This is a genomic window from Pseudonocardia sp. OZ21 (assembly GCF_059359135.1).
On record NZ_JCADBN010000001.1, the window covers coordinates 237,110 to 252,192 of the forward strand.

Genomic DNA, 15,083 nt, shown 5'->3' on the forward strand with positions numbered 1-15,083 from the left:
CGTGCGGGGTCACTGCCGTCCGGCCCCGATCGCCGCCGCCAGCTCGGCGGCATCGTCGAACGGGTACTTGACGCCGTCGATCTCCTGGCCGGTCTCGTGGCCCTTACCGGCCACGACGACCGCGTCCCCCGGCCGGGCGTAGGCCACCGCGGCGGCGATCGCGGCGCGCCGGTCGCCGATCTCCATCAGGTCACCATGGCCGGGCTCGGCCTGGGCACCCGCCATCATGGCAGCGCGGATCTCCGCGGGGTCCTCGGTACGCGGGTTGTCGTCGGTGACGACGAGCACCTCCGCGCGAGTGGTGGCGGCGGCCCCCATCAGAGGGCGCTTGCCGCGGTCGCGGTCGCCACCGCAGCCGAGCACGACGATCAGGCGGCCGGGCACCTGCGCGCGCAACGTGTCGAGCAGCGCCGCCACGGCGGCGGGCTTGTGGGCGTAGTCGACCACGGCGAGGTAGGGCTGGCCCGCCTCGACCCGCTGCATCCGGCCGGGCACGGTCAGCTGCGCGAAGCGCTCGGCCGCCACCGCGGCCGGCACCCCGACGGCATCCAGGCAGGCCAGCGCGACCAGCGCGTTGGCGACGTTGAACGCTCCCGGGAGCAGCAGCCGCACGGGCACGGACTCTCCGTCCGGGGTGAGCGCCGTGAAGCTCTGCGTGCCGTCGGGGCCCGTGGCGGCGTCCACCGCCTGCCACTGCGCCGGCCCACGGGTGGACACCGTGACCGCGGCGGGGGCGCGCGCGGCCATCCGCTTCCCCCACTCGTCGTCGACGCACACGACGCCGTGGCGGGCCCGGCCGTCGAACAGGGCCGCCTTCGCCTCGAAGTAGTCGTCCATGTCCGCGTGGAAGTCGAGGTGGTCCTGCGACAGGTTCGTGAACGCGGCCACCGCGAACCGTGTGCCCGACACGCGGCCGAGGGCGAGCGCGTGGCTCGACACCTCCATCGCCACGTCCGTGACGCCTGCCTCGGCCATCACCCCGAACAGCGCCTGCAGGTCGGGCGCCTCCGGCGTGGTGAAGGCGCTCGGCAGCCGCCTGCCGTCGATGTGGGTGCCGACCGTGCCGATCAGCCCGGTGATGCGGCCCCCGGCGGCCAGCCCGGCCTCCAGGAGGTGCGCGACGGTGGTCTTACCGCTCGTGCCGGTGACCCCGAGCACCGACAGCCGAGCCGTCGGATCGCCGTAGACGAGCGCGGCCACCGCGCCGAGGACGTCGCGCGGCGTCGGGTGCACGAGCACCGGGATCCGGCCGGCCGTCGAACGGGCCGCGCCGTCCGGGTCGGTGAGCACCGCGACCGCCCCCGCGGTGATCGCGTCGCGGGCGAAGTCGGCGCCGTGGGCGCGGGAGCCGGGCAGCGCAGCGAACAGGTCGCCGGGCTGTACCTGAGAGGCGCGCAGCGTCACCCCGGTGACGGCGGCGGGCGCCGCGGCGCGGCCCGCGGGGACGGAGGTGGTGGCATCGACGGCGGCGGCGATCACGCGCAGGTCAACCGGCCGCACGGACCGCGGTCGTGGGGACGCGGCGGCCGTGACGGCTGCGGCAGGACTGGCAGGTGACACGTCGCGGAAGGCTACCGGCGCACCCGGATCACTCCGCCCGCGCATCACCGCAACGACGCCGGGTGATACACCACCGGACGCACGGGAACAACCACCGGACGCACGCATCTCCGGAGGGGTCTCGACGGAGGTCCGGTGGCCGTGTCGATCCGGCCGATGATCGACCCGACGGGGTTCGGCGCCGCGCCGATCGGGACTGTCCTGTCCCCGAGCGGCGACCGGCACGGCGTCGGCCGCGGTCGTCGCCCCCACCCCACCACCCGCCGCGGACCCGGACGGGGGTGTGCCCCGGGGCGGGGAGATCCCCACCCCGCGGGCTCCCCACTCGGCCGGTCCGGGCACAGGAGCAGCTAGTGCGGTGGCCACGAACGTTGCCGGGTTGATCGCGGGATCCAGGTGGTTCCTCGCAAGGCGCCGCCCGCAGCTCATACCGGGGTATTCGCCAGGGCGGCAACGCCGCGAGGGGCCGCCTGGGCCTGCGAGGACCCAGTGGACGTTTGTGGCCGCCGCACTAGGGCGCGACGAGCGTCTGTATCGGCGCCGGTTCGGGGCTCACCGGCAGCTTCTCGCGCTGCGCCAGGTAGGTGGCGATGTCGTGGAACAGCGGTGCCGCGCTCGTGCCGCCCTTGGGGGCGTCGAGCATGATCGCGATGACGTACCGCGGGTCCTGCGCCGGGAGCATCCCCGCGAAGGTGATCCAGTACGTCGACGCCGAGTAACACCCGCAGCGCGGGTCCACCTGCTGGGCCGTGCCGGTCTTGCCCGCCACCTGGTAGCCGGGCACCGCGGCCGCCGGTCCCGTGCCGCTCTGGCCGCCGGGCGCCTTCTGCGTGACGGCGGTGAGCATGGTCCGGAGCTGCTGCGCCGTGTGCGGCGACACCACCTGCACACCCTGGGGCGCCGGTGGAACGGAACGGACGCCGTCCGGGCCCGTGGTGGACGCGATGATCCGCGGCGGGATCCGCAGCCCGTTGTTGGCCACCGCCTGGTACATCCCGGCCATCTGCAGCGTGGTCATCGACAGGCCCTGCCCGATGGGCAGGTTGCCGAACGTCGAGCCGGACCACGTGGCGATGGGCGGGACCTGGCCGCCGCTCTCCCCCGGCAGCCCCACGCCGGTGGGCGTGCCCAGCCCGAACCGGGTGAGCATGTCGGCGAACCGCTGCTCGCCCACCTTCTGGGCGGTCATGATCGTGCCGACGTTCGACGACTTCGCGAGCACGCCGGTGAGCGTGTAGTGCTCGGGGCCGTGCACCCAGGCGTCGTTGATCGTGCGGTCGGCGACCTTGATCTGCCCCGGCACCGTCAGCACCTCGTCGGGCGTGGCGACCCCGTACTCCAGCGCGGCCGACATCGTGACGATCTTGTTGACCGAGCCCGGCTCGAACGGGCTCTGCACCGCGGGGTTGGCGAGCTGCTGCGGTGTGGCGCCGGCGAGGTCGTTGGGGTCGAACGTCTCCCCGTTCGCGATCGCCAGGACCTGCGAGGTGCGGCTGTCCAGCACGACGGCCGACGACGTCGGCTTCGCGCCCGTCTTCGCGACGTAGTCGCTGAGGGCCTTCTGGACCGTGTACTGCAGGTCCGAGTCGAGGGTGAGCTGGACGTTCGAGCCCTGGATGGCGGGCCGCTCGTAGCGGGTGCTGCCCGGGATGACGGCGTCGCTGCCCTCGGCGGTGTCGACGATCCGCAGCCCCTCCGAGCCGGCGAGCGCGTTGTCCTGCGAGCTCTCCAGGCCGACCCGGCCGGTCAGCTTCTCCTCCTCGGCGTTCCAGGAGGCGGCGCCCACCACGTTGGCCGCGGTGTCGCCCGCCGGGTACTGCCGGACCTCCCGCCGGGCGATCGCGATCTCCTTGAAGCGGTCCTGCAGCGACTGCGCGACGTCCGGGTCGACGAGCTTGGCCAGCACGACGTAGGGCCGGTCGCTGGTGAGCAGCCCCAGCAGGGTGTTGCGGTCCTGGCCGGTGGCCTGGGCGACGGCGGTGGCCATCTCTCCCACGTACTGCGCCGTGCCGGCCTTCTTCGTGGACGCGATGAGCCGCGGGTTGGTGGTGAGCGCGCTCGCCGCGACACTGAACGCGAGCGGGTGGCCGTTGCGGTCGACGATCTCGCCGCGCTCGGCCGGCAGCGCGATGTCGGTGGTGTACTGGCGCGACGAGGCCGCGTTCAGCGCCCCGGCCTGCACCGTCTGGACCACGACGAGCTTGAGGGTGGCCACGCCGAGCGCGAGCACCAGCAGGATCCGGCCGACCTTCAGCCTGCGTGAGTAGGACGCCGGCCCGGTGGGGCGGCGAGGTGGCGCCGGGGGACGCTGCGTCGGGATCCTCCGGACCGCCCGTGCGGCCCGGGGCCGGGGCGGGGCAGAGGTCATCAGTCCGTGCCCGTCCCGCCCGTGGTGCCGGTGGTGCCGGTCCCACCCGTGGTGCCGGTCCCACCCGTGGTGCCCGTCCCGCCGGTGGTGCCGGTGGTCTGGGCGACGGAGTCGGCGGAGCTGTTCGCCGGGGAGCCGGCGGGCGGCTGCGGCCCGGCGGGCGGCGTCATGTCCTCCGGCGGCAGTGCGGCAGCCGCGGCATCGGGCGGCACCGGGGCGCCGGGGGGCACCGGAGCGACGCTCTCTGCCACGGGCGGCGCCGCAGGCGGAGCGGGGACGACGGGCCGGGCAGGCGGGGTGGCGGCCTTCGGCTGACCGACCACGGTGACGGAGCCGTCCGGGGCGACCACCAGACGCGCGGAGTCCTGCACGGGCACCATGCCGAGGGCCTCGGCGCGCCGGGCCAGCTCGGGCGCCGACTCGAGGTCGGCCACCTCGCGGTGCAGCCGCTCACTCTGCTGGCTCAGCGCCAGCGCCTGGTCACGTGCGTCCTGCAGGTGGTAGGAGCCCGCGGCGGCGGCCGTGGACAACCACAGCGTCGCCACCAGCCCGACGGCGAGCAGCACCATCACCAGCAGCACGAACTGTGCCCGGTGCGGCGTGGCCGCCGTACGCGCCGGGCGGGTGGCGCCGCTGCGCCGCACCCGGTCGTCCCGGCGGGCGTACGCCTTGTCCGTCGACCGCGTGCTCTTCTGCGGGGACGGCGCCCCCTCCCAGGCACGCGGCGCGGCGACGGAATCGCCGCGCTGGGCCGGGATGGTCGCCGTACGGGAGCGCGCCGCGTTGCGGGCCGCGGTGCGCGTGCGCTCGCTGACCGGTGCGCTCATCCCTCGCACCCGCCGAACCCGGCCTGCGCCTCACCCGTTGCGGACGATCTGTTCGCGAGCACGTTCTTCGCTCCCCCGTCTGCACCTGCCATGACGGCCCCTCCTCGCTGTCGCCGTTCGCCCTGCTCGAGCCCGGCGACCGTGATCTCCGTTCCCTGCCGCGGAACTGCTCAACCCTCCACTGAGGACGGCACCTCCCGGATGCGCTCAGCGGCCCGCAGGCGCACGGATGCCGCCCGCGGGTTGTCGCTGATCTCGTCCTCACCGGCCTGCTCGGCACCGCGGGTCAGCAGTCGTAGCTCCGGCCCGTGCCCGGGCAGCTCGACCGGCAGATCCACCGGTGTCCGGGAGGTCGACCGCACCGCCAGCTCGCGCTTGACGATGCGGTCCTCCAGCGAGTGGTAGGCGAGCACCACGATCCGGCCGCCGATGGCGAGGGAGTCCAGAGCGGCGGGCACCGCCGTCTGCAGCGCGTCCAGCTCGCCGTTCACCTCGATCCGCAACGCCTGGAACGTCCGCTTGGCCGGGTGGCCGCCGGTGCGCCGGGATGCGGCGGGGACGGCCTCGTAGAGCAGCTCGACCAGCTCGGCGCTGCGCTGCAGCGGAGCCTGCGCGCGACGGCGGCCGACGGCGGCGGCGATCCGCCCCGCGAAGCGCTCCTCGCCGTACTCGCGCAGGACCCGCGCGAGCTGCGGCACCGGGTAGGAGTTGAGGATCTCCGCGGCCGTGGGGCCGACGGTCGGGTCCATCCGCATGTCGAGGTCCGCGTCGCGGGCGTAGGAGAAGCCGCGCTCGTCGGCGTCGAGCTGGAGGGAGGACACGCCGAGGTCGAACAGGACTCCGTCGACCCGGGGCAGCCCCAGCTCCGCGAGAACATCGGCGATGCGGTCGTAGACCGCGTGCACGAGGTGGACCCGGTCGCCGTGGGCGACCAGCCGGCGCCCGGCCATGGCCAGGGCCTCCGGGTCACGGTCCAACCCGACCAGGGTGAGCTGAGGGTGCTCCGCGAGCAGCGCGGCGGCGTGCCCGCCGAGACCGAGCGTCGCGTCCACCACGACCGCAGGGCGGTCGGCGAGTGCGGGGCGCAGTAGCTCGGCGACCCGGGGCAGGGCCACGGGGACGTGCCTGGCCCCAGCCGGCCCGTTCTCGTGGTCGTGCTGCCCCACCGCACACCTCCCTGCCCCGTGTCGTCGAGCCCCCGCAAGGCCCGGGCTCCCCAGCCGGGCCACCGGCGATGTCCCCACCCGGCAGACCTGGCACCGGGGAAGGTGCGCCAGGGCTGCCGGGTGGGGACACCGCCGTGTCGATCCGCACCTGCGTCGTTCCCGGATCAGATGAGTCCGGGAAGCACCTCCTCCTGAGCCTTGGCGTAGGTGTCCTCGTGCTCGTCCTGGTATCGCTGCCAGGCCTCGGCGTCCCAGATCTCGGCGCGGGTGAAGGCGCCGATCACCACGCACTCCTTGCTGAGCCCGGCGTAGCGGCGCAGCTCGGGAGTGATGGCGATACGTCCCTGGCCGTCGGGGTTCTGCTCGTCGGTGCCGGAGAACAGGTTGCGCTGGAAGACGCGCGCCGACTCGCTGGTGAGCGGCGCCGATGCCACCTTGCCGGCCAGCTCCGCGAAGGCTTCGCGGGTGAACACGTACAGGCAGTGGTCCTGCCCCTTCGTGATCATCAGCCCGCCTCGCAGCTCGTCGCGGAATTTTGCGGGCAACGTGAGCCGCCCTTTGTCGTCCAGCTTCGGGGTGTAGGTGCCGAGGAACATCGGCCCACCTCCACCCAGCGGCCCCGTTGTGCCCCAGCGATCACCACATTACCCCACTCCGCCCCACCGTCAACCGGAACGATCCGGCCGCTTTCGCGTTCGGGCGCGCAAAAGCGCAGGTCAGACGCAGTGGGGGAAGGTGGGGGGTGCCGACCGCCCCCCATGGGAGCACCCCCCGATCTGATCACGGAGGGTGAGAACTCGGCTCGCGATCACCCTCCCGTTGCGCCACTAGGGGCGCCCGGGACCGCCGAAGGGGTGCCGTCGGGGCCACACGCGTCGCGGGTGGGGCACAGTGGGGGATCAGCGGAGTACCCCATCGGGCAAAGTTGCCTGCGGCCGTTTGACACACTGATCGCGTCTCGACGCATCGGGACCGACACGACGAGCGCGAGGAGGTCGGGTGACCGCGACGAGCAGCCGCGCCGGTATGGAAGGTGACGCCGCAGGCCTCGCCGATGTCGCCGATCTGTGTGGCCGGATCGCGGCCAACATCCAGCGGGTGATCGTGGGCAAGCCCGAGGTCGTACGCGTCGCGCTGGTCACCTTGCTCGCCGAGGGGCACCTACTGGTCGAGGACGTGCCGGGGGTCGGCAAGACCTCGCTGGCCAAGGCGCTCGCCCGGTCCATCGACTGCTCGGTCAGCCGCGTCCAGTTCACCCCCGACCTGCTGCCGGGCGACATCACCGGCATGTCGATCTACAACCGGCAGACCACCGAGTTCGAGTTCCGGCCCGGTCCGGTCTTCGCCAACATCGTCATCGCCGACGAGATCAACAGAGCCTCGCCGAAGACCCAGTCGGCGCTGCTCGAGTGCATGGCCGAGCACCAGGTCACGGTCGACGGCGCCACCTACGGCCTGGCGAGCCCGTTCATGGTCGTCGCCACCCAGAACCCGATCGAGATGGACGGCACCTACCCGCTGCCGGAGGCCCAGCGCGACCGGTTCACCGCGCGCGTCAGCGTGGGCTACCCCGACCTCGCGGCCGAGCTGGCCATGGTCGACGAGCACGCCGCCTCCGACCCGCTCGACATCCTCCGCCCGGTCGTCGACGCGCGGCTCGTCCGCTCGGTCATCGACGCCGTGCGCCGCGTCCACGTGAGCCCCGAGGTACGCCAGTACTGCGTCGAGCTCGTCGGCACCACCCGCAGGCTCCCCGAGCTGCGGCTGGGCGCCTCCCCCCGGGCCACGCTCCAGCTGGTGCGGGCGGCGAGAGCGCAGGCGGCGCTGGCCGGGCGGCACTACGTGGTGCCCGACGACGTGCAGGCCGTCGCCGTCCCCGTGCTGGCCCACCGGCTGCTCCTCGCCCCGGACGCCCTCGCCTCGCGCCGCACCGCCGTCGACATCGTCCGCAGCCTCATGGGCCGGCAGGCCGTACCCGGGCCGGCCCGGCCGGGCCTCTGAGCGGGGTGGGCCGGGGCGTGGTGGGCGACGCCGGCGGAGCCGGCCCGTGAGCGAGCGGGCCGGGCGGTTCTCCGGCCTCACCACCCGGGGACGCTGCCTGCTCGCGGGCGGCCTGGCCACCGCGGCCTCCGCGGTGGCCCTCAACGAGCGCGACCTGCTCCGGGTCGGGGTGTTCGTCGCCCTGCTCCCGCTGCTGGCCCTGCTGCTCGCGGCGCGGGCCCGCAAGCGCGTCCAGGTCGAGCGCGAGCTCAGCCCGGCCAGGGTGCCGGTGGGGTCGGCGGTGACCGTCGGGCTCCGGCTGCAGGGCGGGCCCCTGCTCGGGGCGCTCCGGCTGGCCGACACGGCACCCGACGCCGCAGGCCCGCAGGCCGACGCTCCCCCGCGGTTCACGGTGCACCGGCTGTCCAGCCGGGGCAGCGCCCTGCTCACCTACCCGCTGCGCCCGGTGCTCCGTGGCGTGCACCGCGTGGGCCCGCTCACCGGCACGGCGGGTGATCCGCTCGGGCTCGCGGAGTTCGAGCGCGAGCTCGCCCCCGCCGACCGGCTGCTCGTGCTGCCGCTGGTGGTCCCGCTCCGCGGGCTGCCCCCGGCCATCGGCGCAGGTGAGGGAACGCCGGGAGCAGCTCTCGCCCATCAGGGCCAGGGCGCGTCCGACGTGCTCATCCGCCCCTACCGCCAGGGCGACGAGCTGCGCCGGGTCCACTGGAAGAGCACGGCCCGCCACGACGAGCTGATGGTGCGGCTGGAGGAACGACCCTGGCGCGGTGGGATGTCGGTGCTGCTCGACCGCCGCGACGCCGCCCACCGCGGCCGCGGGGCCGACTCGAGCCTCGAGTTCGCGGTGAGCCTCACGGCCAGCATCTGCACCCACCTCCTGGCCCGCGGTGAGCCGCTGGAGCTCCTCACGGAGGACGGGGTGGTGGTCAGCGGGCCGGGCACCGGCTCCGGTCCCGAGCCGCTGCTCGACGCCCTCGCGGCACTGCGCCCCTCCGCCCGTCCCGACCTCGGCGGCCCGGAGCTCCGATCGGGCACCGACGTGCTGGCCGTGCTCGGTGCGCTCGCGCCCGGCCAGGTCGAGACCCTGCTCGGGCGCCGCACCGGCGGAGGCAACGCCGTGCTGCTGGACACCTCCACCTGGGACCCCGCCCTCCGCGGCACGCGAGGGGGCGGCGGCGACACCGCCGGCAACGCCGAGGCCTTGCGCCGGGCCGGGTGGCACGTCACCGTCGCCGTCGCCGGATCCACGCCCGACCGCGTGTGGAACGACCTCGTTGCCGGGGCGGCACCCGCTGCCCTGCGGCCGGGAGCGTCGTGACGGCCGGCCCACCCGACCACGGGATGACCGGCCCCGCCACCGCCCCGGCGGCCATCGCACTCGAGGAGACGACGTGAGCACTTCGGTGCAGGGGCCGCCGGCCGCTCCGCCATCGGCCACCCCCGTCACGCCGCCCCCCGCGGCCACGGGCTGGGGCCTGCCGTGGATCGCCACGCTCGGGTCTGGGCTGGCCGTGCTGCTCGCCGGGGGGCCGGTCACGGCCATCGTCCAGGGCGACGCCTGGTTCGGCCACGCCGCGGGCGCCGTCGTCGCCGTCGTCGTGATCGGCCTGCTGCTGCACCGCCTGGGCGCGGTGGTCGTCGCCGCGGGCCAGGCCGTGGCGGTTCTCGTCCTGCTCACCGTGCAGTTCGCCGACAACGGGATTCTCGGCGTGCTGCCCGGGCCCGCGGCGCTCGGGGAGTTCAGCGCACTCGTGTCCGGGGCCGGTCAGCAGATCGACACCGGCACCGCGCCGGTGCCGGGCACCGCGGAAATCCTGTTCCTGATCACGGCCGCCTTCGGCCTGCTCGCGATCGGCGTGCACCTCGCGGCGGTGAGCGCGGGGGCGCCCGCCGCGGCCGGCGTGCCGCTGCTCGCCGTGTTCGCCGTGCCTGCGGCACTGGCCGACGACCTCCTGCCGTGGTGGGCGATGGTCGCGGCGGCGGCCGGTTTCGGCCTGCTCCTCGTCGCCCGCACCGGGTTCCGGCGCAGGCTCCCCGCCAGCGTCGCACTCGTCGCGGTGGCCGTGGTGCTCGCGATCGGCGTCGGAGCAGGCGCCAACTTCGTCGGCACCGCCGGCCGGTTCGACACCGGCAGCGGCTCGGGCGGGTCCGGCGGCTCGATCGGCCTCAGCCCGTTCACGGCGCTGCGCGGGCAACTCGACCAGCAGAGCCCTACCGAGCTGTTCCGGGTCCGCGGGCTCACCCGCCCCACCTACCTGCGGGCTCTGACGCTGCGCCAGTACGTGCCGGACGCCGGCTGGCAGGCCACCCGGCCGGACCCGGGTGTATCGCTGCCCGGCCCGGTCCAGACCCAGCCCGCCGTCCCCGGCGACCTGGCGAATGTCGAGATCGAGAACGTCGCCTTCCGCGACTACTGGCTCCCGCTCTACGGCGAGCCGCTCGACGTCGGCGGGCTGCCCGAGAACGCGTGGCTCTACGACCGGAGCAGTGGCACCGGCTACACCGGACGCCCCCGCGAGGAGGGTGGCTGGCGGGAGCAGACGTTGCTGCCGGTTCCCACGGTCGCCCAGCTCCGGCAGGCCTCGGGATCGTCCGGCGTCGGGCCCGAGTACCTCGACGTCACGGGCGTCGACCCCCGGGTGACCGAGATCGCCCAGCAGGTGGTGGCGGGCCGCACCGACAACTTCGACCGGGCGATGGCGCTGCAGGACTACTTCGCCGGGCCCGACAGCCGGTTCACCTACAGCCTCCAGACCGCACCGGGATCGGGCGACGACGCGCTCGTCGAGTTCCTCACCGTCGGCCGGGCCGGGTACTGCGAGCAGTTCGCGTCGGCCATGGCGGTGATGCTGCGCACCGTCGGCGTCCCCTCGCGGGTGGCCGTCGGCTTCACCGCGGGCGTCGACAACGGCCAGTACCGCTCGATCAGCACATCCGACGCGCACGCCTGGGTCGAGGCCTGGTTCCCCGGCATCGGCTGGACGACCTTCGACCCCACGCCACTGACGGACGGCCGGACGATCGCGCCCCCGTACGTCCAGGAGGCCCAGGGGCCCGCGCCCGACCCGGCCGACTCCCCCGCCGAGCAGGACCTCAGCCCCGGGCAGGACCCCGCACAGCAGGCGCCACCCCCGCCCAGCCAGCCCCAGGACGTCCCGCCCGACGCTCTCACCCCGCCGCCGTCGGCGAGCAGCGGGCCACCGCTCTGGCCGATCGCCGTGGTGCTCCTGGTGATCGCGGGCGCGCTCGTCCCGGCCGGTCTGCGGGTCGTCGCCAGGCGGCGGCGCCTCGCTGCCGTCAGCGCCGGAGGCCCCGAAGCAGCCGGAGCGGCCTGGGCGGAGCTACTCGCCGAGTCGGCGGACCGTGGGGTCGGCTACCCGCCGAGCGACACGGTGCGGGGTTCGGCCCGGCGCATGGTGCGGGAGCACGCGCTGGACGGCGACGCCCAGCAGGCGCTGCGGGACGTGGTGGGCGCCGTGGAGGCGAGCTGGTACGGAGGCGGGCACCCCGCTCCCGGCGAGCTCGAGGAGCCGGTGCGCACGGTGCGGGCCGGGATCGCCACGAAGGGATCCCTGTCGCTGCGTGGACGGCTGCTGCCGAGATCGGTGATGCACCGGACACCGGCGGAGCAGCCGGCACCGGCCCCCGAACGCGAGACCGCCGCCCCCCGGTCCTGATCGCCGGGCGGCGGCTCGAACCTCGATCGGGACCACTCGTCCGTGGCCCGATCCGGCCGACTACAAGACGGCCCGGCCGGGAAACGGCCGGACCGGGTGGCCTACTCCTGCTCGAACCGGCGGCGGAAACGCTCTTCCATGCGGCCGGTGAAGCGGTTCTTGTCGGGCTCGGCTTCCTTCGGCTGGCCCGGCTGGCTGGCCTGGCCGACCGAGGTGACCGCGAGAACGGCACCGCCGAGCATCACCAGGAACCCGACGACACTCAGCACCGGGAAGCTGGACGCCAGCCAGAGCTGGGGCACGGCGACGCCGACGACGAGCAGCACCAGACCGAGGACGAACAGGCCGACGCCTTGGAGGCGACGGCGACGGGTGGGTTTGCGCAGGCGACCACCACGAACGGTGGATGCGAACTTCGGATCCTCGGCGTAGAGAGCGCGCTCGATCTGTTCGAGCAGTCGCTGCTCGTGCTCGGAGAGGGGCACGGCTTCACCTCCGGCACTGGTCATCCTGTCGGGTCATCTTCCATGGTGCCGGAACGACGCGACGAGCGCCCAGGGCTGGGCGTCTGAGCATGAGGATACGAGCCTCGCGCCTCGCCGACTAGCCAGACTCGTCAAGCGGACGGGTCGATCTTTGTCACGGACCGTCGCCAAGAGCCTGAGCAGGCCCATTTTCGGTCACACACCGCCCCGGTGGCGGATTGCGGAGGGCCTCCAGATGATCTCCATGCCCCGCGGCCACTCGTTGAGCCCTCCCGGGCACGAGCGGTGCGCGTTCCGTCACACCCGGTCGGCTGTGTCCGATTCGCCCGGTGCGGGTCCGGCGGGGCCGCTTCTCAGCCGGGTCGGCGGGCCAGCGCGTGCAGCCGGGCGGACAACTCCACGAGCGGTGCCGCGCCGGCGGCGAGGTCCTCCAGTTCGGCCACGGCCCGGGCGGCAGCCGGCCCACCGTCGCGGACCGCGCTCGGCACCCATCCCTCGAGCACCCCGTCGCCCTGCAGTACCTCCACCCGCAGCGCTGCGCCGTCCTCGAGCAAGCCGCGCAGGGTCGCCGCGTCGAGCCGCCTGCGCAGCGCGTCGTCGGCGCCGAAGCGGCCGTCGGGATCGGTGAGCACGGCCCGCGCCTCGGCGAGCCGGCCGCTGAGGGTGCGCGCGAGCACCGCGGCGTAGCGCCCGACGACGAGCACCGACACCACCCCGCCCGCCGCCGTGGCCGTGGTCAACGCCGACACCGCAGCAGCGGCGTCGTCAACCACCTCGAGCAGCCCGTGGCCGAGCACGAGGTCGGCCCCGCCGGCCGGGACGACCTCGGCGAGCGCGTCGACATCTCCCTGCACGGGCGTGACCAGTTCGTGCACGCCCGCCTCCCGGGCCCGCCGGTGCAGGGCCGCGAGCGCGTTGGGGCTGTTGTCGACCACGGTGACGGCGCAGCCCGAGCGCGCCAGGGGCACCGCCCAGGCCCCGCTGCCGCCACCGACGTCGAGCACGCGAGGCGGACGGTCCGGCCGCAGGGCGCGCACCCTGGCGACCTCGACAACCAGCGCGCGGTGCACGGAACCCCCGCCCACCGCACCGACCGTGTCCGCCGCCGCACCACTCACCATCCCAGCCTCACAACGGCAGACTAGTGCGCTCCGGGGAAGGGTAGGTTGATCGCCGTGCAGGTCGTCGCCACGTTGAGCCTCAAGGGTGGAGTGGGAAAAACCACCGTGGCGCTCGGGCTGGCCGGTGCGGCGCTCGAGCACGGGGTGCGCACACTGGTGGTGGACCTCGACCCGCAGGCCAACTCCACGATCGCGCTCGACGTCGGCTCGGCCACCACGGGCACGGTGGCCGACGTGCTCGACGAGCCCACCCCGTCGGTGCTGCGGCGCGCGATCGCCCCCAGCGCCTGGGGAGCCGGCCTCGACGTGCTGGTGGGCGCGGAGCAGACCGAGCGCCACAACCATCCCGATCCCGGCCCGAAGCAGCTGGTACGGCTGGCCAGGGCGCTGGAACGGCTCGACCACGTCGAGCACTACGACGTGCCCCGCCTGCACGACGTCAACGGTCAGGCGGCGGCCACGGCTTCCGGCGACCGGTACGACGACGCCCGCGAGCCCTACCGCCTGGTGATCATCGACTGCCCACCGTCGCTCGGGCAGCTCACGCGCAGCGCGCTCGCCGCGGCCCACCGGGCGGTGCTGGTGACCGACCCGACGATCTTCGCGGTGTCGGGTGTGCAGCGAGCCTTCGACGCGATCCAGACCGAGCGGCAGCGCGGCAACCCGGATCTGCAGCCGCTCGGCGTGCTCATCAACCGCGTGCGCCCGCGCAACAGCGAGCACGAGTTCCGCATCAACGAACTGCGCGAGCTGTTCGGCCCGCTGGTGTTCACCGGCGTGCTGCCGGACCGCGCGGCGATCCAGCAGGCGCAAGGCGCCTGCATGCCGATCCAGCGGTGGGACACCCCGGGAGCCCGGGAGGCGTCCGCCGTGTTCACCCTCCTCCTGGGCCGGGTGCTGCGCAGCGAGAGAGCGCGCCGCACGGTGGCCGCAACCGCTGCGCCCCCCGCCACGCACTGACCCGGCCGGCCACCGCCGGCCGGGTCCGGTTCAGCGCAGTGGTATCGACGCGCTGACGATGCCCACGAACTGCTCGGCCTGCCGCAACAGGTCGTCGGCATCGCGGCGCCCCACCAGCCGGGCGATGCCCGCCTCCGCTGCGGCCCGCGTGTCGGAGCACGACGCGAAGAACGCGGCCCACTCCGCGAACTCGGGCGCGACCTCGGCCAGCAACTGCCAGACGTTGCGCGTCGACCCGCGCCGCGGCCGCGGACGCGCGTGCACCGCGAGCACCGCCGCGCCGGCGCGGAGTGCGGCCAGGTAGGCCGCCGGGTAGCGCAGCAGCGGCTCCTCGGTGCGGTGGGCCTCCGCGAGGCCGTCGGCGGCCTGCCGCAGCAGCCCCAGCGCCGCCCGCGAGGTGGGCGCGCCGGGCGCCGACCCGACGGGGGGCCGCATGGGCGCCCGCGGCTGGGGCACCCGCGCTGTGGTGGTGATGGTCATCGTCGCCTCCCGGAGCTCACTCATTCCGTCACCCGCACCAGGTCCCACACACCGGGCCCGGCTCGCATCCGCAGCACGAACTCGCGGGCAGGCGCCTCCGGCTCCCCCGCGGAGCGTGCCTCCACCCGCCAGCACCGCAGCCGGTCGCCCCCGACCGGCATGGGGGACGGGAACGGCCACGGCGACTCCTCGATCCAGCGCTCGCGGACGTCGGTGACCAGGTAGCGCGGACCGCGCCGGACGGGGCGGCTCTCGAACTCGACCGGCTCGCCGTCCTGCCACCGCACCTGAATGGGGGTCGGCCGGCGCGACCCGAACACCCGACCGAAGGCACTCATCCGAATACGCTCCTCCCGCCCAGCACCGGACCGCCGGTGGCGGGGCGCTTCCCCCGCCCCACCACCGGAGCCCGGGATCGAACGCATGTTCGATCCGACTCCA

General features: G+C 74.6%; 13 protein-coding genes. 4 read left to right on the forward strand and 9 right to left on the reverse strand.

All coding sequences use genetic code 11. The features are described from left to right. Nucleotides 1–9: 9 nt before the first annotated feature. The 5 genes from AC5L35_RS01185 to mraZ form a co-directional block, all read right to left on the reverse strand. Nucleotides 10–1,560, reverse strand: a complete 1,551-nt coding sequence (locus tag AC5L35_RS01185) for a UDP-N-acetylmuramoyl-L-alanyl-D-glutamate--2,6-diaminopimelate ligase (RefSeq protein WP_495057610.1) — start codon at nucleotides 1,558–1,560, stop codon at nucleotides 10–12. A gap of 511 nt (nucleotides 1,561–2,071) precedes the next feature. After that, complete coding sequence (locus AC5L35_RS01190; protein ID WP_495057611.1) at nucleotides 2,072–3,928, reverse strand: peptidoglycan D,D-transpeptidase FtsI family protein; 1,857 nt, start codon at nucleotides 3,926–3,928, stop codon at nucleotides 2,072–2,074. After that, nucleotides 3,928–4,755: a cell division protein FtsL gene (gene ftsL, locus AC5L35_RS01195; RefSeq protein ID WP_495057612.1), complete on the reverse strand. Its 828-nt coding sequence runs from the start codon at nucleotides 4,753–4,755 to the stop codon at nucleotides 3,928–3,930. Before ftsL ends, AC5L35_RS01190 begins: the two co-directional genes overlap by 1 nt. 170 nt (nucleotides 4,756–4,925) lie before the next feature. Continuing rightward, nucleotides 4,926–5,921: a 16S rRNA (cytosine(1402)-N(4))-methyltransferase RsmH gene (gene rsmH / locus AC5L35_RS01200; protein WP_495057613.1), complete on the reverse strand. Its 996-nt coding sequence runs from the start codon at nucleotides 5,919–5,921 to the stop codon at nucleotides 4,926–4,928. Nucleotides 5,922–6,085: 164 nt separating this feature from the next. Beyond that, complete coding sequence (gene mraZ, locus AC5L35_RS01205) at nucleotides 6,086–6,517, reverse strand: division/cell wall cluster transcriptional repressor MraZ (RefSeq protein WP_495057614.1); 432 nt, start codon at nucleotides 6,515–6,517, stop codon at nucleotides 6,086–6,088. A gap of 430 nt (nucleotides 6,518–6,947) precedes the next feature. Here mraZ and AC5L35_RS01210 point away from each other — a divergent pair, with 430 nt between their 5' ends. From AC5L35_RS01210 to AC5L35_RS01220, 3 genes are all read left to right on the forward strand, one after another. Beyond that, nucleotides 6,948–7,922: an AAA family ATPase gene (locus tag AC5L35_RS01210; RefSeq protein ID WP_495058065.1), complete on the forward strand. Its 975-nt coding sequence runs from the start codon at nucleotides 6,948–6,950 to the stop codon at nucleotides 7,920–7,922. A 46-nt stretch (nucleotides 7,923–7,968) separates the two neighbouring features. Then, nucleotides 7,969–9,237: a DUF58 domain-containing protein gene (locus AC5L35_RS01215; RefSeq protein ID WP_495057615.1), complete on the forward strand. Its 1,269-nt coding sequence runs from the start codon at nucleotides 7,969–7,971 to the stop codon at nucleotides 9,235–9,237. Between the two features lie 73 nt (nucleotides 9,238–9,310). Beyond that, nucleotides 9,311–11,596: a transglutaminase TgpA family protein gene (locus AC5L35_RS01220; RefSeq protein WP_495057616.1), complete on the forward strand. Its 2,286-nt coding sequence runs from the start codon at nucleotides 9,311–9,313 to the stop codon at nucleotides 11,594–11,596. A 101-nt stretch (nucleotides 11,597–11,697) separates the two neighbouring features. Here AC5L35_RS01220 and AC5L35_RS01225 read toward each other — a convergent pair whose 3' ends face one another. Further along, the gene (locus tag AC5L35_RS01225; protein ID WP_495057617.1) at nucleotides 11,698–12,081 is read right to left on the reverse strand and encodes an SCO2097 family morphological protein; all 384 of its coding nucleotides are present in this window, start codon (nucleotides 12,079–12,081) and stop codon (nucleotides 11,698–11,700) included. Between the two features lie 353 nt (nucleotides 12,082–12,434). Next, on the reverse strand, nucleotides 12,435–13,166 hold the full coding sequence (locus AC5L35_RS01230; RefSeq protein ID WP_495057618.1) for an SAM-dependent methyltransferase: 732 nt from the start codon (nucleotides 13,164–13,166) through the stop codon (nucleotides 12,435–12,437). 90 nt (nucleotides 13,167–13,256) lie between these two features. On the opposite strand from AC5L35_RS01230, the gene AC5L35_RS01235 reads away from it, so the two are divergent. Continuing rightward, on the forward strand, nucleotides 13,257–14,162 hold the full coding sequence (locus AC5L35_RS01235; protein ID WP_495057619.1) for a ParA family protein: 906 nt from the start codon (nucleotides 13,257–13,259) through the stop codon (nucleotides 14,160–14,162). A 30-nt stretch (nucleotides 14,163–14,192) separates the two neighbouring features. Here AC5L35_RS01235 and AC5L35_RS01240 read toward each other — a convergent pair whose 3' ends face one another. Beyond that, a complete protein-coding gene (locus tag AC5L35_RS01240) occupies nucleotides 14,193–14,666 on the reverse strand; it encodes an SAV_6107 family HEPN domain-containing protein (RefSeq protein ID WP_495057620.1) in 474 nt (157 codons plus the stop codon). Then, nucleotides 14,663–14,980 (reverse strand): hypothetical protein, encoded by a 318-nt coding sequence (locus AC5L35_RS01245; RefSeq protein WP_495057621.1) that lies wholly within the window; start codon nucleotides 14,978–14,980, stop codon nucleotides 14,663–14,665. Before AC5L35_RS01245 ends, AC5L35_RS01240 begins: the two co-directional genes overlap by 4 nt. Nucleotides 14,981–15,083 lie beyond the last annotated feature (103 nt).

Coding starts and splice junctions, on each gene's coding strand:
- AC5L35_RS01190 (WP_495057611.1), bottom strand. CDS start 3,928: ATGACCTCTGCCCCGCCCCGGCCCCGGGCCGCACGGGCGGTCCGGAGG.
- ftsL (WP_495057612.1), bottom strand. CDS start 4,755: ATGAGCGCACCGGTCAGCGAGCGCACGCGCACCGCGGCCCGCAACGCG.
- mraZ (WP_495057614.1), bottom strand. CDS start 6,517: ATGTTCCTCGGCACCTACACCCCGAAGCTGGACGACAAAGGGCGGCTC.
- AC5L35_RS01210 (WP_495058065.1), top strand. CDS start 6,948: ATGGAAGGTGACGCCGCAGGCCTCGCCGATGTCGCCGATCTGTGTGGC.
- AC5L35_RS01240 (WP_495057620.1), bottom strand. CDS start 14,666: ATGAGTGAGCTCCGGGAGGCGACGATGACCATCACCACCACAGCGCGG.
- AC5L35_RS01245 (WP_495057621.1), bottom strand. CDS start 14,980: ATGAGTGCCTTCGGTCGGGTGTTCGGGTCGCGCCGGCCGACCCCCATT.